Genomic DNA, 23860 nt, shown 5'->3' on the forward strand with positions numbered 1-23860 from the left:
ACATGGACATGAAGACCCTATCGCTTGCTGAAATCGAAGAGCTTTCTTTGCGGGCCTTGATTGCCGCAGGCACATCACAGGATAACGCCCGCGCACTGGCCGCAGCCACTGCCGCCACCGAGGCAGACGGGATCGCCAGTCACGGGCTCGCCTATATCCCGATCTACTGCGAACATGTGCAATGCGGTAAGGTGGACGGACACGCCAAACCGACCGTTGAACTGCCCAAGCCCGGCGTTGTGACCGTGGATGCCGCCAGTGGTTTTGCGCATCCGTCGATTGATCTGGGTTTTGAACGCCTGATCCCGCTGGCACGTGAACAAGGCGTGGCAGCTTTGGCCATTCGCAACAGCTATAACTGTGGCGTACTTGGCTATCACACCTACCGGCTGGCTGCTGCGGGTCTTTTGGGCATTGGATTTACCAATGCACCCGCGTCCATCGCACCTTCTGGCGGGGCCAAACCTGTGGTCGGCACCAATCCCTTTTCCGTCGCCGCCCCGGGCCCGGAAGGAGAGCCCACCATCCTGATTGACCAGAGCGCCAGTACAATTGCCAAAAGCGAAGTCATGAAGCATGCACGAGAAGGCAAGCCTATTCCGGAAGGTTGGGCGCTTGATGCACAAGGCAATCCAACGACGGATCCTGATGTGGGTCTCAAGGGCTCCATGGCGCCATCCGGCGGCTACAAAGGGGTTGGCATTGCCTTGCTGACCGAGTTGATGGCAGCCGCGATGACCGGTGCAACGCTGGGCATAAATGCCTCGCCATTTTCAGGCACCGTTGGCGGTCCGCCTCGCACAGGTCAGTTCTTTCTGGCAATCGATCCCGGTGCGACCTCGGGTGGCGGGTTTGGCGAACGACTGGCAGCGCTTGCCGAGGCGATCCATGTTCAGGACGGCGCACATTTGCCCGGAGATGGCAGACAAGGAAAGCGGGCGGAGGCCCGCAAAAACGGCGTGGCCGTCAACGTGGCCACTTTGCAAAAAATCGAAGCGATCTTTGCCTGATTGAATTTGACGGAACCGGCCTAAAGTGACAGGCCGGTTTTGCGCCCTTCATAGATCGCCGCTGCCGCCAACCTTGGGGCTGCGGCGTCGCCAATCAGGCGCGGTGTTATCTCTGCTTCCAACAGATCATGGTGCAATCCGGTGTCTGCGACATTGCCCGTGGCAATCACCAAAGAGTCTGCCTCAATCAAAGTTTCCTCTCCAGTCAGCAACGACAATATCCTGGCCCCTTCCTCTTGCCACTCAACGATGGCGCTTTCTGTCACAAATCGGGCCCCAAGGGCTGCGAGACTGCGCCGTGCAGGCAAATCTGTCGCAGAGCGCACCAATTCTTTGGCAATCATCGCATCGGGCGTCACGATGGTGACGTCATGCCCCGCTTCGGCCATGAACCACGCGGTGCCAATACCGCGCCAATGACCACCCTCGTCCAGCACAATCACCCGTTTGCCCAAGCGCGCAGCACGCCCCATCACATCCTCGGTGGACCATACGCTGCCCGCCCTGACGCCCGGCATCTCTGCTACATGCGGCAGAGCCTTTTGGAACCCGGTACCAGCAGGCAGGGACCCCGTCGCCAAAACAACCTCATTGACGCCAAACGCGGCGATTTCTTCGGCGTCGAGATAGGTGTTAAAGCGAACGTCGACCCCAAGCTTGCCCAATTGACGTGTGTACCACACGATCAGGTCGGTGATCTGAGCGCGGCGCGGCTGTAGCCCCGCAAGGCGAAACTGCCCGCCCAGTTCGGACGATGCTTCGGCCAGAGTAACGTGATGTCCACGCTCCGCCGCCACCCGCGCCGCCTCAAGACCCGCAGGCCCCGCCCCTACCACGAGAACCGATTTCGCACGATCCGCGCCAGTGAAACGATCTCCGCCCCACAGGTATTCATGGCCAGCGGACGGATTGATCAGGCAGGAAATGTAATAATCCCGCCCACGCCGTCCCCAGCATTGCTGATTGCAGCTCAGACACCCGCGAATATCGTCAATCCGATCTTCCTGCGCTTTAGTGACAAGATGCGGGTCTGCAATCTGGCCACGCACCAATGACACCAGATCACTGCGGCCTGCCCCTAACACGGCATTGGCGTTCTCGGGCGTGCGAATGTTGGCTTCGGCGGTCACCAGCGCGGTGATCCCGACCGCTTTTAGACGCTCGGCCAAATCTACCCCAAGGTTTTCCCCATACTGGAAACTGGGCAGGATCTTGTAGAAATCAAAGTAACTTCCGGCCCCGACAGTGACATAATCCATTAGCCGGTCCGCATCGTGCAAGGCGATGATCTCAACCATCTCATCATGGCCAAGGCAAACCTCTATGCCGCTGTCGTCATTGACCCCCAGACCGATGATAAAGTCACCCCCGCAAGCCTCGCGGATGCGGGTCATAATCTCGCATGACAGCCGGGTGCGGTTCTCAAGACTGCCCCCCCATTCGTCAGTGCGTTGGTTGGAAAAAGGCGTCCAGAACTGATCCAGCAGGCAATGATACGCTGCCCAAACCTCAACCCCGTCAAACCCGGCCTTTTGGCAACGGATCGCGGCTTGTACAAAGCCATCAATGGTCTCTTCAATCTCGGCCACGGTCATTTCGTGGCTGCCATCGTTGTCATGATAGCTGGGCCCGCCCGAAGGTGACCAATTGGCATGCCACGAGTTGTCCCAGTCGCCATGGGCTCCGACGTGGTAAAGCTGTTGGATCATCACCGTGCCATGGGCCTGACAAGCCTTGGTGATGCGTTTGAAATGCGGAATCACATCGTCGCTTGCCGGGCGGAAATTTCCGCGCGTCAGCACGGCGGCGGCATGCACGGGCATCGGTTCCACCACAATCATAGCGGCCCCGCCCATGGCGCGCTCAAGGTAGTAGCCAAGGTGTTGATCCCCCGGCAGCCCGTCCCGGGCCATATTGGTGGTATGGGCGCCAAACACGATCCGATTTTTCAGCGTTTTGTGGCGTAGTTGCACAGGGTTGAAGACGTGGTTCAGGCTCATTCTCCGCGCTCCAGTTTGTTTAGCCCCTGTTCTAATGCCTCTCCCATTCCGCTTTGCTCCATATGCAACCGCAAACGTTGGTTGTAACCTCCTGGCGTGTTCAAGGCGTCAATCAGCGGTGCGCAAGCCGTGTTCATAAGGTTCGAGGCGACCAGAACGCGCAGGAATTCTTCCCCTTGCGCGGGATCAGACACCCGTTCGCCCAACCAGTTGGCGGCATCATCCACCATCCGGACCACCGGCGACAAAACCGCCTGTGCGCTGAGATAGGCTGCCATTTCCTCAGCGTTTGGCAGGTCGAAAACACTGTTGTGGGCCCCAAAAATCTCACCCACCAAGGCTGCGTCTCCGTGCATCATGATCGGCGATCCGCCCTGAGCAATGCCAGGAAACGGCATCATGATAGCCACCGCGGTGGCTGGCGACACCATGTCATCTGCTTGGGCCAAAGTGGCCCCACCCATAAAGGTGATGACACGCTGATCTGCCCGAAATTCCAAACTGCCTAAAACCGCCCGTGCGACGCCCGTCATCAAGGCGACAAACACAACGTCGCTTTGATCCAGCACAGTTTGATTGTCGGCCACCGAGACATTGTCAAACTCGGCCGCCAAAGCCGCCGCATGAGAGGCGCTGCGTTCTGAAACCGTGATTTGGTGGCCGTCGCCCGCAATGCCACGGACCACGGCAGATGCAATTGTTCCGGTGCCTATCACCCCAAGACGCATCAAATATCCTTTACCAAACGCAAGGCGTCATAGATTGCAGCATGGGTATTCCTTGCGCTGACGGCATCACCGATACGGAACAGCTGAAACCCGCCATCCGCGTTGCGAGACACAGTTTGCACCTGCCCGTCGATCAAGGCTTCATAGTCGACCTCGCCCGCGTTCGAACTTAGCGGTTTCAAGTCAAAATACAGGTCATCGAGCGGCATCGTGCCATAGTTCACAACTACCTGATCATAGAGGTGATCCGAGGTGTAATCGCTATAGTCCGTACCAACTCTGGCTTTGAGCTGATTGCCCTCCCGGGTCACATCCAAAAGGCGGCGCGTTACGGTAAACATCACATCCTTCTCTTGCAGTGCACGCATATAAGGAACGAGGTTCATCGCCATGATATCAGGGGCAAAAACCCGATCAGGGGTCATGACTTCGACATGTCCGCCTGCTTCGGCGACAACTTCTGCCGCCATCAATCCGGGGTGATCGCCACTTTCATCATAAATCAACACATTTGAGCCGGGTTTGACATCTCCCGAGATCAAATCCCATGCGCTGATCACCAGGCCCTGATCTTTGCCGGTCTCAAACAATTCCACATTCGGAAGGCCGCCTGTGGCCACAATCACGGCATCTGGCTTTAATGCTGTTACGTCAGAGGCTTCCGCCCAGGTATTAAACTGAAAATCTACGTCTCGGGCCGCACATTGCGCCATGCGCCAGTCGATGATCGAAATCATCTCTCGGCGACGCTTATTCAGTGCTGTCAGACGCACTTGCCCACCGGGATCGGGCTGTGCCTCAAACACGGTGACATCATGCCCCCGCTCGGCTGCAACGCGCGCCGCCTCAAGCCCCCCCGGTCCTGCCCCGACGATAACCACCTTTTTGCGCGTCTCAGCAGGCGTGATCGTGTGCGGCATGGTCAGCTCGCGACCGGTTGCAGCGTTGTGCATGCACAAAGCGTCGCCAGCCTGATAAATGCGGTCGAGACAATAGGTTGCGCCAACACAGGGGCGAATATCATCCTCGCGCCCTTCAACAATTTTCTGCACGATATGCGGGTCTGCCATGTGTGCACGGGTCATGCCCACCATATCTAAAAGGCCAGAGGCCACCGCATGACGGGCCGTCGCCACATCGGGAATTTTTGCGGCATGAAACGTCGGCATGCCGGTGGCCTTTTTGACCTCGCCTGCGAAATCAAGGTGCGGCGCGTTGGCCATGCCCTGAACAGGGATTACATCGGTCATCGCCGGGTCAGTTTGAATGCGCCCTTTGATGACATTCAAGAAATCCACCATACCGCTGTCCGCCAGACGTTTGGATATCTCAAGCCCCTCTTCCGGGGTAATGCCCCCGGCCTGATCTTCGTCCGCCGTATACCGCAGCCCGACAATGAAATCGTCGCCAACCCGTTTGCGGATGGCCTTCAACACATCCATCGGCATCTTCATACGGCTTTCCAGCGACTGCCCGCCATAGGGGCCATCCAGATCGTTGGTCAGAGGGGACCAGAACTGATCCAGAAGGTGGCCGTAGACCTGCAATTCGACGCCATCCATGCCGCCTGCTTTCATGCGCTCGGTTGCGTCGGCAAAGTCGGTGATGATCCGTTCAATGTCCCAGTCTTCTGCCCTCTTTGGAAAGGCCCTGTGAGCTGGTTCGCGGTGCTTGGAGGGCGACACTGACGGCAACCAGTTGCCTTTGTTCCATGTTGTCCGGCGACCCAGATGTGTCAGCTGGATCATCACGGCACAACCATGCTCGTGACAAGCATCGGTCAGCTGCCTGATCCACGGCACCACCTCGTCTTTATAGGCCAGCACATTATTGAAAACTGGCGGAGAGTCTTTGGACACGGCCGCCGATCCGGCCGTCATCGCCAACGCCACACCCGCTTTAGCGCGCTCGGCGTGATAGGCCGCATAGCGTTCTTTGGGCATGCCATCTTCGGGATAGGCCGGTTCGTGGCTGGTGGTCATAATCCGGTTGCGCAAAGTCAGGTGTTTCAGCTGATAAGGTTGCAGCAGAGGGTCGCTCGACATCGTTGTCTCCTTAGTACCAAGCATCGGCCGCCGAGGCCTTTTTACGCGCGATATAATCTTTCAATGCCTCATCCGTACCTTTGTCCAGTGCCGGAGCTTCGAATGCGGCCAAGGTGTCTTTCCAACGTTGATTGGCGCGGGTGGCGGCGTCAATACTTCCCTGCTCTTCCCATGTTTCAAACGGCAAATCGTCGTTAAATCCACTGTCCCAGTAGGCTGTCTGATAGTGACGCAACGTGTGGTCCGTGCCGAACATGTGTTCACCCGGTCCATTTTGCGCCAGAGCTTCGAACCCAAGCGTGTCTTCGTTGACCTCAATGCCCTTCAGATAGGCATGCAGCGCACCGCACATGTCGGTGTCCATGATGAATTTTTCATAGGACATCGATAACAGCCCATCTGCGAATCCCGCCGCGTGCAGGATATAGTTGGCCCCGCCCTGCACCGCTGACATCATCGACATCATCGCCTGTTGCATGGCCTGCCCATCAGGACGTTTAGAGGTGCTGAAATTACCGGCACAACGCAGCGGCATTTCCAGTCTGCGCGCCAATTGCCCCATGACCAAAGAGCCCAGCGCGGGTTCGGGCGTACCAAACGTTGGCGAACCAGTTCGCAACGACATCGACGACAGGAACCCGGCCAGAATGGTCGGTGCTCCTGGGCGCACCAATTGGGCCAGTGCAGCAGACGACATGCTTTCGGCCAGACATTGCGCGACAGCCCCCGCCATAGTGAGCGGCGACACCGCGCCACCCAGCAAGAATGGCAAATGGATAGACCCCTGCCCAGCTTCGGCGTAGGTGCGAATGCCTGCGGTGGTCACGCCATCGAGGATCAAAGGAGATGTTGTGTTGAAATTGCCCATGATGACGCAATTGTTGTCGACAAAATCTTCCCCAAACAGAATGCGGCACATCTCGATACTGTCAGCGGCCCGTTCGGGCGCTGTGATTGAACCCAGAAAGGCCCGGTCGGAATACTTGATATGAGCGTAGACCATATCGAGATGGCGTTTGTTCACCGCAATATCGGTGGGCTCGCAAATGGTGCCGCCCGAGTGGTGCAGCCAAGGCGAGGATTGCGCCAGTTTGACGAGGTTCTCAAAGTCCTCAATCGTGCCATAGCGACGCCCCTTGTCCAGATCCATCACAAACGGTGACCCATAAGCGGGCGCAAACACCATCGCATCTGTACCGATCTCAACATTGTTGACCGGGTTGCGGGCACATTGTGTAAACCGGGCGGGCGCGGTTTGCAGGATTTCACGCACCATGCCGGGTTCAAATTTGACGTTCCACGAGTCGGCCGTGACCTCAGTCACCTTGGCACCGGCCTCGCGATACAGCCGCACGGCTTCGGCGTCATCGCGAACTTCAATGCCAATCTCGGCAAGAATACGGTCTGCTGTGGCTTCAATTCTTTCCAGACTGCCTTCATCCAGCAAATCATATGTGGGGATGCCACGGGTGATAAATGGCGTTCGCAGGTGCAGGTTCTGCCCCGGTTGCGCCGAACGTTCGGGCCGTGAAGACGATCGCCGGGAACGGCGGGAACGGGTGGGTGTATCAGTGGTCATGGGCGATTCTCGCATGATAAACACATTTTTCTGACATATCTGTCGCGCGACTCGACATATGTGTCAAGAAACTTGTGCACCAGTGACAAGACTGCTAGGACATCGCCATGCAACACACTCACAAACAAGGCGGGTCAGAAGCCGCATGGTTGGCCGCCGCATATGACCTGTTGACCGAAAACGGCGTTGAGGCCGTCAAGGTGATGCCTCTGGCCAAAAAGCTGGGCCTGTCCCGCACGGGTTTCTACTGGCACTTCAAAGACCGTGACCAATTGCTCGAGGCAATGGTGCGAAGGTGGGAGCAGAAAAACACCGGAAATCTGGTGGCGCGCGCCGAAGCCTATGCGGACACAATCGCCGAAGCGATGTTCAACGTGTTTGACTGTTGGCTGGATGACGCCTTGTTTGATGCACGCCTGGATCTGGCGATCCGCAACTGGGCCCGTAACGACGCCGCCCTGCAACAGCGATTGGATCAGGCTGATAGCCGACGACAGAACGCCTTAACTGCGATGTTTGAACGGTTTGAATTTGGCCGCGAACAGGCCCATGCCCGCGCGATGACCGTGATGTACACGCAAATCGGCTATATCTCAATGCGCGTCACAGAAGGCACCAAAGAGCGGATCGACAGAATGCCGGACTATATCGAAGTCTACACAGGCCAAAGACCCACGCAGGCCGAGATTGAACGATTCCGCTCGCGCCATCCGGCCTAGTTACGATCCCTTGGGCTTTGGCAGGGTCCATGCTTTGTAGGGACCCCAGTCTTCGATCTCGGGATAAAACTGGCGACGCCATGCGCGCACTTTGGGATTGAACACCCGACGCCAGATCGGCGGCACCATCGCCATCGCCGTCATCGGTGGATACCCGGTTGGCAATTGTGGCACCTGCTCCTGATCGTAAATTTGCAACAACGGAAAACGCCGCATTGGATGCACATGGTGGTCCGCATGACGTTGCAGGTTTATCAACAGCAAGCCTGACACATGATGCGCCGAATCCCAGGAATGATGCAGGCGTACAGGCTCATACTTGCCCTCGCCCAAATATTTTCGCGTCAGGCCGTAATGTTCCACATAGTTGGTCAGCTCCAACTGCCACACAGCGACCAGCGCCTGAAAGGCAAACAAACCCACGGCAACCCAGCCGCCAATCGTGTAAGCCAAAGCCAGAAATGCCAATTGCAGTGCAGCATATTTGAAGATCGGGTTCGCGGCATTCCAAGGCGACAGCCCCTTGCGCGCCAGCATCTTTTTCTCGGCCCGCCATGCCGATCCCGGCCCCTGCACAAGAACGCGAAAAAACGCGCGATGAAAGCCTTCGTTGTAGCGCGCGGTTACTGTATCGCGAGGGGTGCCCACATAAGGATGATGCACCAAAAGATGCTCGGTGCGAAAATGCCCATAAAGCACGAGCGCCATCAACAGATCACCCAGATTGCGCTCGGTCCAATTGGATTTATGAAATAATTCATGGGCATAGACGATTCCAACAATACCCGTCGTCACGCCCACCCCGAACATGATGCCAAGAGTTTCCAGCGTCGAATACTGCCCCACATGGGTCAGATACCACAGCGCCCAGAACACCAAAGCGAACTGGATCGGAAACCAGATCCACGTCAACAGGCGAAACCAGAATAACGCGGCATCCGGTGTGTCCGGGTCTGGATTGCGCAAGTTCTTACCCAGAACCGTGTCCATCACCGGCATCAGCACCCAGCCATAAAGCGGGATCAAAAGGATGGTCCAGCCCCCCTGCAGCACGGCCAGAACAACCAGCGGCACAAAGGTAATTGTGATCCAATAAGGCCATGCGCTGGGCCGTTGGGTAGATTGCACTGTCTCTTGCAAAGTCATGACGAGGCGTCCTTTTTGGTGATCTTTGTGCGTGGTGTGATCCGCAGGCGAATGCCATCAGCAGACCGCACGGTCAGATGGGCCACGGGCATCGGGTCATCGCCTTCGACAGGATCGAACCGAAAGGCCCTTACCAACATCGACAGCAACAGTGGCCCTTCGGCCATGGCAAAAGCCGACCCGGGACACACCCGCGCACCAGCAGAAAACGGGATATAGGCCGATCTCAGACATTCCTTGCCGTTAGGGGTTTCAAACCGGTCGGGGTCAAATTCGTCCGGCCGGTCCCACAGCCGTTCATGCCGATGTAGGTGCCACGGGCTGAGGATCACTTGGGATCCTTTGCGCACCTTGCGATCTCGAAAGCTTTCGGGACAGGCAGCCTCGCGCACATACATTGGCACAGGCGGATATAGCCGCATCGACTCCCGGAATACCGCGCGGGACTGGCGCAACTTGGAAAGCGTTGAAAAGTATATCTTTTCCGGTTCAAATGCGGCGATAGCTTCTTCTGCCAACTTGTCCTGCCAGTCCGGATATCGCGCCAATAGATACAAGGACCACGCCAGGGCCGCCGCCGAGGTTTCATGACCTGCGAGGAAAAAAATCGACACCTGATCGACCATTTCTTCGTGCTCAAAAACCTTTCCGGTTTCGGGATCAGCTGTGGTCATGATCTTGGTCGCCAGATCATCCGGCGCTGTCCCGGCCTCAATCTCTTTTGCGCGCCCTTCAGTCAGCTGGCCAATCAGATCGCGAATGATGCGCGCGGTTTCGCGGGTCTTGCGGGAATGCGGGCGCGGAAACCATTTCGGCAACGGCAAAAGCGCGCCAATATTGGCGACTGGCTGAGCCGCCTGATGTTCTTTGAAAGTCTGGAATGCCGCGGACGCGATTTCATGCTCTACTGGCACCGAAAACAACGTGCGAAAAATCACGTCCATGGCCACGTGGCTGGTATGCCCTTCGACGTCCACTGGTGTTCTGTCTGCTACCTTCTCCAAACGCTCAACGGCCGCAACACCGCTGTCCCACATGGCGGGAAACACGGTGCGAAGACGCCCCCCTTCAAAAGCCGGATCAATGATACGTCTTTGGCGTTCCCACAAGGGCCCGTTTGAGATGAAAATCGACTCACCCAACAAAGGCTTCAACCCCACCCGAATACGCTCAGATTTTGGAAAATCCATGGGCCTTTTTTTCAGGACAAGGTCCACCAGTTCGGGGTCATTGCACATATAGGACCGGAAAAAAGGTGTGCGCATTTCAGCCATCCAGGCCCGGTAAAGATGCGCGGGCTGTGCCGACAGAATGTCCTTTTTGAACAAACGGAAATAGGTCCACAGCGATACACGCCCTTTGCGAGAGGGCGGTTTCACCGGCAGGCGGGGGCCATCGTTAGAGTTTTCATCGAACAAAATCTCTCTCCGTCTTACTTCCGCGCATCCTGCGGTTTGATCCGTTCTCCTCCAAACACAGGTTTTTCGTCATTGACGATCGTCATATTTTGCGCGCGATTAATAGAAGCAAAAGCGCTGTTACGTTGCGCCGCAGTCGACAGGCACCGGCTTGCATATTACCTAAGAGAGGAAAGTTAACGCGCGCAGAACAATTTGAAACTGAGGGTCGGATGCAAAGCGCCGCGAAAATTGACCATCCCTGTCGCCAATGCGCCTTTTATGCGGAAAGTGTCTGGCACCCTGTTGAACAGGATTCTTTGCGATCACTGGCACAAAACTTTGTGCGCCGCGATCTGAGCGAAGGCGAAGTGTTGTTTGAACAAGGCACCGATAACCGGGGCGTATTTTGTGTCTCGCGGGGATTGATTGCCTTGCGCACGCATCATGCTGATGGCAATTCCACGCTTCTGAGACTGGCATATCCCGGTGAGGTTATTGGTTTTCGCTCGTTTCTGGGGGATGGGCAACACCAGACCGAAGCCCGCGCGTTGACACCATCGCGCGTATGTACGGTTCCGCGGTCTGCATCCAGCCACCTTTTACAGGACAATCCTGCGATCATGAAACAACTGGCCACGCGGTGTGTGCGCGAGATTGATCGGACCCACGAAAGGATTTGTTCGGCGGCCACCAAAACCTACAAAGAACAGCTTGCCGACCTGCTGATGACCCTGATGGACCATCACGGCGAACAACAACAAAAGGGCCAGCGACACATGCGCCTGCCGTTGTCGCGCTCAGATCTGGCCGATTTGCTGGGTGTTCAGCCTGAAACGCTATCACGTCTGATCAAGCGGCTGGAAAAGGATGGCTGGGTCCAGATCAAAGGTCGCCATGTCACCATGCTTAGCCACCCCCTCAGGGACTTGTCCGCAAGCATAGGCTAAATTTTGGCAGCAATCCGCAACCCTTCCAAAACCGCCTCTTCTACCGTGCGCGGGCTCAGGCAATCTCCAATCTCATGCACCGGCCCGTCCCAATCGCGTAAGCCTTCAGCAAGATCAGCCTCTGGCACATGGCCCAAGGCGGTGACAATCGTGTCCACACCCTCCATCACAATCGGTTCTCCGCTGAGGGTGTGCTGCAAATATGCCGTGTCACCGTCTGCCCCGAAAAGACGCGCATAAGGGGTGATCTCAACGCTCAGCCTGTGAAGGTCTCCCAACCATTTATCGCGCGCATATTGTGGAATGCTCTGCCCGGCTGTCATGCCGTTCACAGTAAGGCGCACATGGCAACCATCCCGCGCCAATTGCTCCGCCAAACCAAGCCCAACCCAGTCACACCGCCAATCGGCTACAACAACACGGGCGCCGGCGTTGGCCTCCCCTTTTAGTACCTGCCATCCCGAGACAATATGCGCGTCATCCTCGCCCTCAATCGTCGGGGCATAGGGCATGGCCCCGGTGGCCAGGATCACCACCTCGGGGTCCTCGGCATCAATCATGGCCCGGGTCGCTTTGGTGCCCATCGTGATTTTGGCCCCGGCCTTGCGGGCTTCCCGAGAGAGGTTGTCGGTCACACCTCCAAACTCGGCCCGCCCCGGCAAAAGCTGTGCCAGATTGACCTGCCCGCCCAACCGTTGCGCGGCCTCATACAACGTCACGTCATGGCCACGCGCTGCGGCCACAGCGGCAGCTTTGAGCCCGGCAGGGCCGCCGCCAACAATCAGAACTTTGCGCGGTGTCTTGGCCTTGGCCAGTGTCCCATACTGCAACTCACGCCCGGTTTCAGGACGTTGAATGCAGGAAATCGGGTATCCGTTCAGCATATGACCGATACAAGCCTGATTGCAGGCCACACAGGCCCGGATGTCGTCCAGATCACCGTGCTGAGCTTTGGTCGGCATTTCAGGATCAGAAATCAAGGCGCGGGTCATGCCGCACATATCGGCCTGCCCGTTGGCCAGCACGCCTTCGGCGATTTGCGGCTGATTGATGCGTCCCGCGACAAACACCGGGATGCTCACCTCGGCCCGCACGGCCGCTGCCAAAGGGGCGGTATAACCGGTTTCAATCATCATCGGCGGCACAATATGGACCGAGCCAGCCAACCCGGCTGACGTGCCTGCCGTGACGTTCAGATAGTCCAGCACGCCCTGCCCGTCGAAATGCTTCGCAATCTCCAGCGTCTCGGTCGCCTCAAGCCCGTCGTGATCTTTTTCCTCGGCTGACATGCGCATGCCAACGGCCATATCCGGCCCCGCCCCGCGGCGCACCGCTGCCATCACCTCGCAAGCGAATCGCATACGGTTTTCAAAACTGCCGCCGTAGGCGTCCTGTCGCAGGTTCACACGTGGGTTAAAGAACTGCGCAATCAGATAGCCATGCGAGGCGACAATTTCGATCCCATCCAAGCCTGCCTTGCGAATGCGTGCTGCAGCCAGCTCGAACCCATCAACCACCTCTGCAATCAACGCCTCTGACATGGCCCGCGGCATGACATGAAACCGCTCGTTAGGAATGGCCGAAGGCGCCACTGCTACAGAATGCGTCCCGTCTGCCGCCAGCACCATCTCGCGTCCCGGATGCGACAGCTGCGCAAACACTTTGCACCCATGCGCATGACAGGCCTTTCCAATGCGCGCATATCCCGGAATGCAGGCGTCGTCATAAGCCCGAATGGCCGGTCGCCCGCTTTCACCAGATTTATGGGCACGTGCCGCCTCAAGAATGATCAACCCGGCCCCGCCTTGGGCCCGCGCCTGATGATAGGCCACCATAGCGTCGCTTGGCAGGCCATCTTCAAGCATCACAATCATATGCCCGGTGGAAAATATGCGGTTTTTCAGGCGCACAGGACCCACATCAAGCTGAGAGAACAAGTTTGGCAAAGACGATGTCATAGAGACCTCGGACAGTTCTGATTGTGTCGACTTTAACGGTGCAAACCGCAAAGGCGAGCAAAAAGGCGTGTCTTAAAGAACATCCAGCGAGGCTTTGACCCGGTCCATCACAACCGAGGTTTTAAACCGGCTGATGTTGGATTCATCAAAGAAATTCTCTTCGGTGAACCGTTCGTATTCCTGAATATCCTTCACCGTGAGGATCAACATGAAATCGGCCTCGCCGGTGGTGTAATAACATTGCTGCACACATGCGGCCTGTCGCATTTTGCGTTTGAAGGCGTCCAGATGCGCGCGGCTTTCACGCTCTAAGATCACCTCAACAATGATGGTCATATCGCGGCCCAGTTTGCCTTGGGATAGCACCGCGATTTCACGTTCAATCACACCGGTTTCGCGCAACTTCTTTAACCGCTTCTGAACGGCTGGCGCAGACAGGCCTACATCCAAACTGATGGCATCCGCCGTCAGCCGCGCATCATTTTGAACCAGCCGCAAAATTTTCAGATCTTTTTCATCCATGTTCCGAAAAAAATCGCAACTCAGGCAAAACGCAACCTATTTCGTCCAACTTTCCCCAAGTTTCCATTCCCGCCGGATCAATTTCAGCATTAAACTCGTGCCGGAACAACGATGGAAACACCCCATGAGTCTGCAGAAAAAACTGATCGGAATCAGACAGGATCTTCACCGTCATCCAGAGCTTGGCTTTCAGGAAGAGCGCACCAAGACCATCGTCGCCACAATGCTGCGGGATTTAGAGATCGAAGTGTATGAAGGCGTCGGTGTTGTCGGGATTTTGCGGGCTGGAAATGGTCCCGGCACGATAGGATTACGCGCCGATATGGACGCGCTGCCAATCACGGAAACCTCGGCCCACCCGTATGTTTCAACCAAACCCGGCGTCATGCACGCCTGTGGTCATGACGGGCACACAGCAATGCTTTTGGGCGCCGCCGAAACGTTGGCCCGCGAGACGGGTTTTGATGGCACCGTCGTGTTTATGTTCCAACCCAACGAAGAACATGGGCTGGGCGCACAGGCGATGATTGACCAAGGCGTGCTGAACCAGTTTCCGATGGATGAAGTCTATGCCATTCACAATCTGCCCGGTCTGCCCGTCGGCCATATGCAAACCCGCACCGGGTTGATTTGCAGCAGCGAAAGCCTGTTTGAGATCGACATCAAAGGCCAAGGAGGCCATGCCTCCATGCCTCAGGTCGGGGTGGATACGATCACCGTGGGGGCTGAAATCGTGTCGGCTTTGCAAACTATCGTTTCGCGCAAACTCGCCCCCGGCGCCGGGGCTGTGGTGTCTGTGACCGAATTCCTGACCGATGGCACTCGTAACGTGTTGCCAGGAAATGCGACGTTGAAAGGCGATGCCAGGGCGCGTTCCCCAGAAGATCGCATCGCCATTGAAAAGCACATGCGCGCGATCGTGTCCGGCATCGCCTCCGCACATGGCATTGTCGCCGAGGTGAGCTTTCGCACGGAATTCATCGAGACCATCAATGCACCTGCTCCGGTTCAGGCCGCTACCCGCGCCGCGCGGGCCAATGGTCTTTCCACCAATCCGGACTGTACCCCAATGAGTTTCTCTGAAGACTTTGCGCATTTCAGCGCGCAGGTTCCCGGCTGTTTTCTGATGCTGGGCAATGGCATCGATGGCCCGCACGGCCGCCCGTTGCATGCATCAGATTATGATTTCAACGATGCGCTTTTGACCAAAGGCGCGGATTTCTGGGTCACGCTTGTCCGCGACAGATTGCCCGCAGGAAAAGGATAAAAAATGGACGTATTTACAACTGCCTCTCTTCATCATGTGGCAGGCAATCCAACCAAGGGACAGGCCGCCATGACGGTTTTGTCCCCCGGTGATTTTGAACAGGCCGTAGCCGAAATCACCGCCTGGCAGGGCTATGAGGCAACTCCGTTGGTGGCTCTTGATGATCTGGCCCGTCAATTGGGCATCGCCCGAATTGATTACAAACACGAAGGTCCACGCTTTGGGCTTGGCAGCTTCAAGGCCTTGGGCGGGTCTTATGCCGCCTTGCGCGTCCTGCAACGCGAATTGTCCGACCGCCTTGGCAAAGACATAACTCTGCCTGACATTCGCAACGGTCAATACAAAGCAGACTGCGCCAATATTACCCTGGTATCCGCCACCGATGGCAACCACGGGCGCTCTTTGGCGTGGGGGTGTCAACGGTTTGGCGCACCCTGCCGGATTTACATTCACGCCGAAGTCAGCGAAGGCCGCGCGCAGGCCATGCGTGATCTGGGGGCTGAGGTGATCCGCATCGACGGAGACTATGACGCGTCCGTTGCATTGGCACGAGATGAGGCCGACGCCAACGGGTGGTTCGTGGTCTCGGACACCTCTTGGGAAGGCTACACCGAACCACCCCGCGATGTAATGGCGGGATACGGCGCCATGACATTTGAGACCTGCAAGGCACTGAATCAGGCGCCTACCCATGTGTTTTTGCAAGGCGGCGTCGGTGGGTTGGCGGCTTCGGTCGCAGCTGCGTTACGCCAGTACTGGGGCGATCAGCCCCCTCGCGTGGTGATTGTCGAACCCGAACTGGCCGCCTGCCTGTTTGAAAGTGCCCGCAAGGGGCAGGCGACGACTGTAGCGATCGCCGAAGAAACCATTATGGCCGGACTGTCCTGTGGCGAACCTTCTGAAATGGCGTGGGAAATTCTGCGCGAAGAGGCCTCGGACTTCCTGACCATCCCGGACAGTATCGTCGCCCCAACCGTGCGATTGCTTGCCCGGCCTCAAGGCGGCGATCCGGTTGTTGAAGCCGGAGAAAGCGCCGTGGCCGGGCTCGGGGCCTTGATCGCTGCGCGGCAGTCCCCGGACCTAAGCGCGGCCCTTAGGCTGGATGAAAACGCGCGTGTTCTGTTGATCGGTTCAGAAGGCGTCACAGACCCGGACATCTTTCAGGCGATTATGGAAGGCACCACCTATGGCTGACATTCCTGAGCGCGGATTTCCCGAAGCCGAATTCGCGACGCGCACTGCCAAGGCACAGGCAAAAATGGCAGAGGACGGCTTGTCAGGCCTCTTGCTGATGAGCGAACCAGAGGTGCGCTATTTCAGTGGTTTTCAGACCTTGTTCTGGCAAAGCCCCACGCGGCCGTGGTTCCTGTTTTTACCCGCCACCGGCAAACCCATCGCGATCATTCCGGAAATCGGCGCGGCACTGATGCGCCGAAGCTGGCTCGACGATATCCGCACCTGGAGTGCCCCTGCGCCCGAAGACGACGGCATAAGCCTGCTCACAGACCTGCTGTCGCCATTGGCACAACAAGGCGAACACATCGGGATCATGAAAGGTCATGAGACGGGCCTTAGAATGCCACTCGGCGATTATGAACGCCTGATCGCAGGATTGCCCGGATTAAAAATCAATGATGCCACCGGGCTGATCCGCGGACTGCGCATGGTCAAATCCGAAGCCGAGATTGAAAAACTGGCCCATATCTGTGCCATCGGGTCCGCGACCTTTGCCAAAGTGCCCGAGTTTGCGGCCGAAGGTACGCCGCTCGAGGATGTGTTTCGTGCTTTCCGGCGGGAGGCCTTGCTGCGAGGGGCTGACGATGTGCCCTATCTTGTCGGAGGTGCGGATCAGGGCGGTTATCACGATGTGATTTCTCCACCTTCGCGCCGCCCTTTGGCAACTGGTGACATTCTGATGCTGGACACGGGCGCCACCTGGGATGGCTATTTCTGTGACTTTGACCGCAACTATGCGATTGGCGCGGCAGATGACCTGTCCAAACGCGCCTATGATGTCTTGTGGCGTGCCACCAACGCCGGTATGGACGCCGCCCGCCCCGGCGCCACCTGCCGTGATCTGTTTTACGCAATGCAATCGGTCATTGCCGAGATCGACGTTCAGGGCGGCGATGTTGGGCGTTTGGGCCATGGGCTGGGCATGCAGTTGACCGAGTGGCCGTCCCTTGCAGCGTTTGACACCACAGTGATCGAGGAAAACATGGTGCTCACGCTTGAGCCTTCCCTTGGCTATGGAAATGGGCGCATCATGGTGCATGAAGAAAACATCGTCGTGCGACGTGACGGGGTTGAACTGTTATCAACCCGGGCGGCGCCTGCGTTGCCAGTGATCTGAAGGTGTATGAATGAAACTGGAATTTGACACAGACGCAGGCATAGGCACCCGCGCCACCCTTGGCGTGGTTGTTTTGGAAACCGACGAAACGCTGGAACCCGAGATTGCCCGGATGGCCGATCTGCCCGATGTCGCCCTGTATCACACCCGCATTCCTATGGTGAACGAGATCCGCCCGGAAACACTGGCCCGCATGGAGGCCGATTTGCCGGCCTCGGTGAAGATGTTGCCCGGCGCGCTCGATTTTGATGTGATTGGCTATGGCTGCACGTCTGCCTCAACCGTAATCGGATCCGAGCGGGTTGCCCGTGCCATTCAAACCGTGTTTCCAAATGCCCAGGTTACCGACCCACTGGCCGCTTTGATCGCAGCAGGAAAACATTTAGGGGTTAATCGGCTGGGCTTTATCACCCCCTACGTGCCCGACGTTTCGGCGCGCATGCGTCAAAAGCTCGAGAATGCAGGGTTTGAAATTACGGCTTTTGGATCTTTTGAAGAAGGCGACGACCGTGTGGTCGCGCGTATCACCGAAGACGCTATTTTGGCCGCAGCAGAAACCGTAGCCAACGCAGCACCCTGCGATGCCATCGTCATTTCCTGCACCAATCTAAGATGTCTGCGCGTGATCCCGGAGATCGAATCCCGTACAGGAGTCGCCGCACTTTCAAGCAATCAGGCCCTTGGCTGGCACATGTTGCGCCTGAGTGGAATCACTGACGCGCGCGAAGGATTTGGTCAGCTTTTCCAATAAAGTTCCCGAAAATTGACGCGAAACAACGTCAGACTATGAGGAAATTTCAAAAGATTTTTCGTAACTTCGCCGTTTTCTCGCCGCAATGCCTGAATAGGTTTTTCTATGAGATAGATCGGATTCTCCTCCAGCTCGCGGCGGAGTATCCGGATTCAGTTGGAGCCTACTTGTGATGGGACGGATGTGGATATGAAGATACTTGCAGTCGACGACGACGAAAACATTCGCGAACTTCTCGCGGTCTCTATGGCCGCCGAAACCACACATGAATTGGTCACCGCCTCATCTGGTCCGGAAGCCCTGCGTATGGTTGCCAATGCCGACACACCGTTTGATTGCTTTTTGCTCGATATTCAGATGCCGGTAATGAATGGGATCATTCTTTGCAAAAAGCTGCGAAAAACCGCAGGCCATGGCCGCGTGCCGATCATCATGCTGACGGCCATGTCGCAAAAGAAATACATCGACAAAGCCTTTAATGCAGGCGCGACAGACTATGTCACCAAGCCTTTTGATTTCTTCGAGCTGTTCAGCCGCATCAGCAATGCCGATCGCCTGACCCAAGAGCAGGCGCGCTCGAACGAAGGTCTCAATGAAGTTGCGGCCCTCAAGCGCGACCTTGAGAGAAGTTGTGAAACCAGTCTGATTGAACCCGTCGAAATCACGGGAATTCCGGGTGTTGTTGGCTATGTAACTTTTGAAAATTACACCATGCAATTGTCGCGTGCCAAGTTGATGCGAAGCCACGTGTTTGCGGTCAAGGTCGTGAATGTGGAACAGGTACATCGCAGCCTGACACCCACGGCGTTCACCCGGATGCTGACCGATATCGCAACGGTTCTGGCGGCGAACATGAACCAGGAAGACTGCCTGATTGCCTATCGCGGCAACGGCGTGTTTCTGTGCACAACAAGCGGAAAAGTGAACCAAACACAGCATAATTTTGAACTAAATCTGAACCATCAGTTTGCAGAAACGCCCACTGCGCGATTTGGCGACACCAAAGTGACTCTGAGTGTCGGAGAGGCGATTTCACTGAAGTCCCTGACCCGTGCAGGAGCAATGTTCTCATTGCAGACCGCGGCTTCCAGCGCAGAAACACGCGCCTCGGGCAGCAAAGAAGTGTTGAAAGTGATGAAGCGCCTGATGATGACCCGCAAGCGCAGCAATCTGCAAACCGCTATGGAACGACGTGCCTATGAGGTGCTGCTTCGCGACGCCATGCGCGATGAAACACGGCGCACTATGATGGGTGGAACTGTGCCTTTGGCCCGTCAGCGTTAGTGAACAGCATCGTGCAGGTCCATCATGGCGACCTGCACTTTCATACCCTCGATCTCCATCACAGGTCCCACTGGCTCTGCATGCAGGCCCAACCTCCCGATCCAGCGCGGCCATAAGGCTGGCACCATACCCAGCAGCTTGTCAGCTCCCAAATCCTTGGCAGTTTTTATCAACTCAAGCATAAGCTGCAGCTGAACCGCGCGGCGCTTGTTAGAAGGCGTGTTCTTTGAAATAAACACCCGCGAAGACTCCCAGATTTTCTGGTCTATTGGGGCTTCAAACGCCAAAAGATCAGAAGGGATGTCTTCAAGCATCCCCTTTTGCGCATCCCGGATCATATAGGTGTACATTCCACAACGCGCGGTGGTTGGGGTTAGACGAATGCCCGCGAGCACCTCGTCGTTTTCGTGAATCGCAATCCACCGGCTGGCAGGCGTGTCGTACTGATCATACTCCATGCCTTCGGCTTCCGGGAGATCCCAGTTGCGCTCGACGATGAAAGACTGCCGTCTTGCCCGAAGTAGTTTTACCAGCAAATCGCCATGATTATGCATGTTTCCAAAAGAAAGCGTCGTCGCATCCATTTGTGAAGTAGTCCTGCAGATGTTCTTGCCGCGTACCCGATACAAACCCGAAACTTCAACCCCAACGTGAATCAAGGATTGTCACTTTTGCCAAGACCAAACCGCACGCACCGACATTTTTTGCCCGCTCAAGAGATCAGGAAACACCATCCGGAGTTCACCGAAAGAACAACCTGTCCTATGGTATGGTGGCTTTTGCCACTCTTGAACCGGAGCATTTTGCGCCGAATTTCGCCTCAACATTGATTAAGAAGATTCACAAAAACACAAAACACGCCAGAGTTTATTCACGAGTTCGTGGATATTTTTAAAAACTGTACCTGAACCACCATGAAAACGCAGTTTTTCCGGCAAAAATTCGCCGATCTCCTCCGATCAAACGAGCATCACAGACGCATGTTTGCAAAACCATCCGCAAAAGATCGTTCGTTTTCTAGGAAAGACCTTTCTGTGAACACGTTTTTGCCAGTTTGCGGCGACATCCTGAAAGCGAATTAAATTGTGTTCTTTTTGCTCGGCGCCCTTTGGGGGGCGGTTGGCTTTAAGACAACAGATACCATGAGGACGTAAATGCCCGACTATTTTATGCAGTTCCAGGTTTTTGGTGAAGTCGCCGGTTTTCTTCTTTTGAAGGAGCCCGAAAAGCGACTTCTGGTTGATATTTCTTCTCTGCCTCGCGATCTGCATGCCGCCAAACAGCGGGGCTATGCCAGCCGAACTTGTTTTTCGATTTTTGAGGAAGACCTGATCACAGGATTTCTCAGACAAATGTCGGTTGGCGACACGATCAAAGCCACAGGTACCTTTGCCCAAACCAATTATGTGCCTCATAAAACCAGCTACATCGACACAACATTTCACCTATTGGACTTCCGTAAAATTGACCGAAATGTTGGCGCGCTGGAAATGAATGGGCAGGTTATCGAGCCCGCCCCCGGCGCAATGGTTCACTGATGGCATTTCCTCAGGATTGGTCTGGCAAAAGAAAATGAAATCTGATGTAAGAATACGCACAAATGAGGCCAACGGGCCGCTTTCCCTGACGATGCCAATGATGCTGTTTCGGTGGGTTTCCAAATTTGTGCAATCGTCGAACGAAACCACCCCAGCCAGCGCCAAACGACTTGAAAAACAGATCAAAGATTTCGCCAGCGGAGGTGTCGCACTGATCCCGCAGCGTCAGGGAATTTACCTGGGCGCGATGCTTCTTTGCTCGTTTTTCTTCAACTTCCAAACCGCCATTTCCTGCTATTTGTTTTGTCAGGTTGCGGATGGGCTTGATAGCCTTGTTTCCTTGCGCGTCATGCGTTGGTCCGGCGGGTCGGCGCGCCAATCTCAGAAATACTATTTTCAGCTTTTGGGCACCTCGACTTTAAGCGCGACAGCTGTCGCCACCTTTGTTTTGCTCGTTGCAAATCTGGAGGGGACGTCGAGTCACATGACTTCGTTGTTCTTCCTGTTTGCGGCCGGTTTGTTTGCTGCTGTGAACAACCACCAACTGCCCAAGGTTTTGGCCGTGCGTCTGGTGATCTACAGTGCTGTCTTCCTATTTATCCCAATTCGCGACATTTGGATTCTAAATCCACCTTTAAAATCTGTCTATTATATGCATTTGGCTACAGTGCTGTTTGTCCTGTATTTTGTTTTGGAATGTTCGATGATCTTCCTGCGCCTTTATCAAAAGGGTCTGGACCAGTATGAAGAACTGCGTATTGAACGGGACCGCGCAAAGGAAGTGTATGAACTGAAATCTCAGTTTGTATCGGTGGTCAGCCACGAATTGCGCACCCCTCTCACGTCAATCATCGGCGCGCTTGGTTTGATGAAGACCATTGATGGCGCCAAAAACCCCACAGGCTTTGCAAAAATCCTTGAGATTGCGGACAAGAACAGCAAGCGACTGTCCAATCTCATCAACGATCTGCTGGATCTGCAAAAGCTCGAATCCGATAGTATGAACTATCAAATGGCACCGCTTGACCCCGCAGAAATCGTAGGGGACTCGGTGCATGCGATTTCCGTCCACGCAGAAGGTGTGGGTGTGGATGTGCACCTTGCGCACGTTGACCAGGGCCTATGTGTAGATGCTGACCAAGACCGCCTGACCCAGGTTCTGGACAACCTACTGTCCAATGCTGTGAAGTTTTCCGATGCAGGCACCTCCATTGAAGTTTCATTGCAGGCCAAAGCCAATACAGCCGTGATCGCCGTAAAAGACACCGGCATCGGCATTCCAGAGAATTCCCACGATCTGGTGTTTGGTAAATTCAGCCAGGTGGATTCGTCTGATCACCGTGCCCACGAGGGCACCGGCCTTGGCCTCAGCATCGTGCAGCAAATCGTCGAGGCCCACAGTGGCCAGATCCACTATGAAAGTGAGCTTGGTGAAGGCACAACATTCTTTGTCACCCTTCCCTTGCAAGCCAAATAGAAAGAGTGACATGACCCATCCAGCCCCCAAGCCCCATGACCATCTTGAAAAGCATCTCAGCGTTTTGCGTGTGCAGTTTCACGGATCCCTTCGGAAAAAAGAAACCGAATTGGAAGAAGTCATTTGTGATATCGCAGCCTTTGGTGCGGATCAGGATCGCCTGTCGCGTCTATTCTATATTGCCCACAGTCTTGTTGGGGTCGCGCCAACGTACCGTTTCAACGATCTTGCCACAGCTGCCGAAAAGGTCGAGGCACTGGTGGATCAATCCAACCTGATCCCCGGCAGACAGGATATCGCAGCCGAGCCTGTGCTGATGGCGGCTGATGAAATGGCCGAGGAAATGCGCAAAGCCCTGAAGGCGGGCCCGCCGCGTCACACCTAAGGTTTGAAACCGGTTCCGACAAAGCACAGTCAGCCGACGTTTTGGCTCCACAAGTCCTGAATCTGTTCCGCCAGCAACGTGGGGTCAAATGGCTTGGGGATCATTCCAATCGCCAAATCCTGAATGGACTTCTCATGTTTGCCTGCCGCATTTAGCGAAGTGACGAAAATTGCCGGTACATCTGTCAGGGCCGCATTTTCGCGCAACGCTTCAAGGGTTTCCACTCCGTTCATTCCGGGCATCATCATGTCCAGCACGAAAAGATCAGGCGCATAGCTTTCAGCCTGCTCAATCGCTTCTCTCCCGGACAGGCATTGCAATAACTCGTAACCACCAATTGTCTCTAGGCAAATCTTAACAATAGCCTGAATATCAGGGTCGTCCTCGACATGGAGAATTCGGTTTAACTCCCCCATTTCGTGATCACTTTCTGTCCATTCCTGTGTAGGTGTACTAACGAGACATCTTTAACGCGAATTGTCAACCAATTCAAGCACACCAACCAAATGCAAGCTCCTGTAAAATAAGAATTTTATCAACCACTACGGGAGATGATCTGTGTATCTTCGCGCCAATAGGGCGCATTCTGGCGCGCGCCCCTATTCAAGACCGCCACGCCAACAGCCAGCCATCCGACAAATGGGCTGCCCAGCCTAAATAGAAGGACCTGCGTCATTTTACGCATTGTCTGGCGTCAAATCACTCGTCCCGCATGGTAGGGTCAGGCAATCACAGTGTTTGTGTTGAACGG

The 23860-nt window shown here is 55.8% G+C and carries 21 protein-coding genes; 11 read left to right on the forward strand and 10 right to left on the reverse strand.

What is annotated here, in order from left to right:
* The first annotated feature begins 2 nt into the window (after positions 1-2).
* The gene (locus BUC32_RS05825) at positions 3-1010 is read left to right on the forward strand and encodes an Ldh family oxidoreductase (RefSeq protein ID WP_073250575.1); all 1008 of its coding nucleotides are present in this window, start codon (positions 3-5) and stop codon (positions 1008-1010) included.
* Positions 1011-1030: 20 nt separating this feature from the next.
* Here the strand turns inward: BUC32_RS05825 and BUC32_RS05830 are convergent, their stop codons facing one another.
* Genes BUC32_RS05830 through BUC32_RS05845 form a run of 4 tightly spaced genes read right to left on the reverse strand, consistent with a single transcriptional unit; the run spans position 1031 to position 7362 of the window.
* Complete coding sequence (locus BUC32_RS05830) at positions 1031-3010, reverse strand: oxidoreductase (RefSeq protein WP_073250577.1); 1980 nt, start codon at positions 3008-3010, stop codon at positions 1031-1033.
* Positions 3007-3738, reverse strand: a complete 732-nt coding sequence (locus BUC32_RS05835) for an NAD(P)-binding domain-containing protein (RefSeq protein WP_073250579.1) — start codon at positions 3736-3738, stop codon at positions 3007-3009. Before BUC32_RS05835 ends, BUC32_RS05830 begins: the two co-directional genes overlap by 4 nt.
* Positions 3738-5783, reverse strand: coding sequence for an NADH:flavin oxidoreductase (locus BUC32_RS05840; RefSeq protein ID WP_073250582.1), 2046 nt, complete (start codon positions 5781-5783; stop codon positions 3738-3740). Before BUC32_RS05840 ends, BUC32_RS05835 begins: the two co-directional genes overlap by 1 nt.
* A 10-nt stretch (positions 5784-5793) precedes the next feature.
* Positions 5794-7362 carry a trimethylamine methyltransferase family protein gene (locus BUC32_RS05845; protein ID WP_073250584.1) on the reverse strand — a complete coding sequence of 523 codons (1569 nt, stop codon included), beginning with the start codon at positions 7360-7362 and terminating at the stop codon, positions 5794-5796.
* Positions 7363-7469: 107 nt separating this feature from the next.
* Here BUC32_RS05845 and BUC32_RS05850 point away from each other — a divergent pair, with 107 nt between their 5' ends.
* Positions 7470-8081: a TetR/AcrR family transcriptional regulator gene (locus BUC32_RS05850; RefSeq protein WP_073250586.1), complete on the forward strand. Its 612-nt coding sequence runs from the start codon at positions 7470-7472 to the stop codon at positions 8079-8081.
* On the opposite strand, the gene BUC32_RS05855 is transcribed toward BUC32_RS05850, so the two are convergent.
* Together BUC32_RS05855 and BUC32_RS05860 are read right to left on the reverse strand one after the other, a co-directional pair.
* Positions 8082-9227: an alkane 1-monooxygenase gene (locus BUC32_RS05855; RefSeq protein ID WP_073250588.1), complete on the reverse strand. Its 1146-nt coding sequence runs from the start codon at positions 9225-9227 to the stop codon at positions 8082-8084.
* The gene (locus tag BUC32_RS05860; RefSeq protein WP_083599254.1) at positions 9224-10645 is read right to left on the reverse strand and encodes a cytochrome P450; all 1422 of its coding nucleotides are present in this window, start codon (positions 10643-10645) and stop codon (positions 9224-9226) included. Before BUC32_RS05860 ends, BUC32_RS05855 begins: the two co-directional genes overlap by 4 nt.
* A 212-nt stretch (positions 10646-10857) precedes the next feature.
* Between BUC32_RS05860 and BUC32_RS05865 the strand changes: the two genes are divergently transcribed.
* Positions 10858-11574, forward strand: a complete 717-nt coding sequence (locus BUC32_RS05865; RefSeq protein ID WP_073250590.1) for a Crp/Fnr family transcriptional regulator — start codon at positions 10858-10860, stop codon at positions 11572-11574.
* On the opposite strand, the gene BUC32_RS05870 is transcribed toward BUC32_RS05865, so the two are convergent.
* Entirely contained in the window at positions 11571-13532 is a 1962-nt protein-coding gene (locus BUC32_RS05870) for an oxidoreductase (RefSeq protein WP_073250593.1), read from the reverse strand. The two genes, BUC32_RS05865 and BUC32_RS05870, sit on opposite strands and share 4 nt — an antisense overlap.
* A 72-nt stretch (positions 13533-13604) precedes the next feature.
* Positions 13605-14054 (reverse strand): Lrp/AsnC family transcriptional regulator, encoded by a 450-nt coding sequence (locus BUC32_RS05875; RefSeq protein WP_073250595.1) that lies wholly within the window; start codon positions 14052-14054, stop codon positions 13605-13607.
* Positions 14055-14178: 124 nt separating this feature from the next.
* On the opposite strand from BUC32_RS05875, the gene BUC32_RS05880 reads away from it, so the two are divergent.
* From BUC32_RS05880 to BUC32_RS05900, 5 genes are all read left to right on the forward strand, one after another.
* On the forward strand, positions 14179-15321 hold the full coding sequence (locus tag BUC32_RS05880) for an amidohydrolase (RefSeq protein ID WP_073250891.1): 1143 nt from the start codon (positions 14179-14181) through the stop codon (positions 15319-15321).
* Between the two features lie 3 nt (positions 15322-15324).
* The gene (locus tag BUC32_RS05885; protein WP_073250597.1) at positions 15325-16515 is read left to right on the forward strand and encodes a diaminopropionate ammonia-lyase; all 1191 of its coding nucleotides are present in this window, start codon (positions 15325-15327) and stop codon (positions 16513-16515) included.
* Entirely contained in the window at positions 16508-17674 is a 1167-nt protein-coding gene (locus BUC32_RS05890) for a M24 family metallopeptidase (RefSeq protein WP_073250599.1), read from the forward strand. The genes BUC32_RS05885 and BUC32_RS05890 overlap by 8 nt, the downstream gene beginning before the upstream one ends.
* Positions 17675-17684: 10 nt before the next feature.
* Positions 17685-18425 (forward strand): maleate cis-trans isomerase family protein, encoded by a 741-nt coding sequence (locus BUC32_RS05895; protein ID WP_073250601.1) that lies wholly within the window; start codon positions 17685-17687, stop codon positions 18423-18425.
* A 189-nt stretch (positions 18426-18614) separates the two neighbouring features.
* Positions 18615-19709: a response regulator gene (locus BUC32_RS05900; RefSeq protein ID WP_073250603.1), complete on the forward strand. Its 1095-nt coding sequence runs from the start codon at positions 18615-18617 to the stop codon at positions 19707-19709.
* Here the strand turns inward: BUC32_RS05900 and BUC32_RS05905 are convergent.
* Complete coding sequence (locus tag BUC32_RS05905) at positions 19706-20263, reverse strand: acyl-homoserine-lactone synthase (protein WP_322788013.1); 558 nt, start codon at positions 20261-20263, stop codon at positions 19706-19708. The two genes, BUC32_RS05900 and BUC32_RS05905, sit on opposite strands and share 4 nt — an antisense overlap.
* A 600-nt stretch (positions 20264-20863) precedes the next feature.
* Here BUC32_RS05905 and BUC32_RS05910 point away from each other — a divergent pair.
* Genes BUC32_RS05910 through BUC32_RS05920 form a run of 3 tightly spaced genes read left to right on the forward strand, consistent with a single transcriptional unit; the run spans position 20864 to position 23109 of the window.
* The gene (locus tag BUC32_RS05910; protein ID WP_073250607.1) at positions 20864-21247 is read left to right on the forward strand and encodes a hypothetical protein; all 384 of its coding nucleotides are present in this window, start codon (positions 20864-20866) and stop codon (positions 21245-21247) included.
* 34 nt (positions 21248-21281) lie between these two features.
* Positions 21282-22724: a sensor histidine kinase gene (locus tag BUC32_RS05915; RefSeq protein WP_175556904.1), complete on the forward strand. Its 1443-nt coding sequence runs from the start codon at positions 21282-21284 to the stop codon at positions 22722-22724.
* A 10-nt stretch (positions 22725-22734) separates the two neighbouring features.
* Positions 22735-23109: an Hpt domain-containing protein gene (locus BUC32_RS05920; protein WP_073250644.1), complete on the forward strand. Its 375-nt coding sequence runs from the start codon at positions 22735-22737 to the stop codon at positions 23107-23109.
* 29 nt (positions 23110-23138) lie between these two features.
* Here the strand turns inward: BUC32_RS05920 and BUC32_RS05925 are convergent, their stop codons facing one another.
* On the reverse strand, positions 23139-23525 hold the full coding sequence (locus tag BUC32_RS05925) for a response regulator (RefSeq protein ID WP_073250646.1): 387 nt from the start codon (positions 23523-23525) through the stop codon (positions 23139-23141).
* Positions 23526-23860: the final 335 nt, after the last annotated feature.

It is taken from the genome of Shimia gijangensis, assembly GCF_900142085.1.
GTDB lineage: Bacteria > Pseudomonadota > Alphaproteobacteria > Rhodobacterales > Rhodobacteraceae > Shimia > Shimia gijangensis.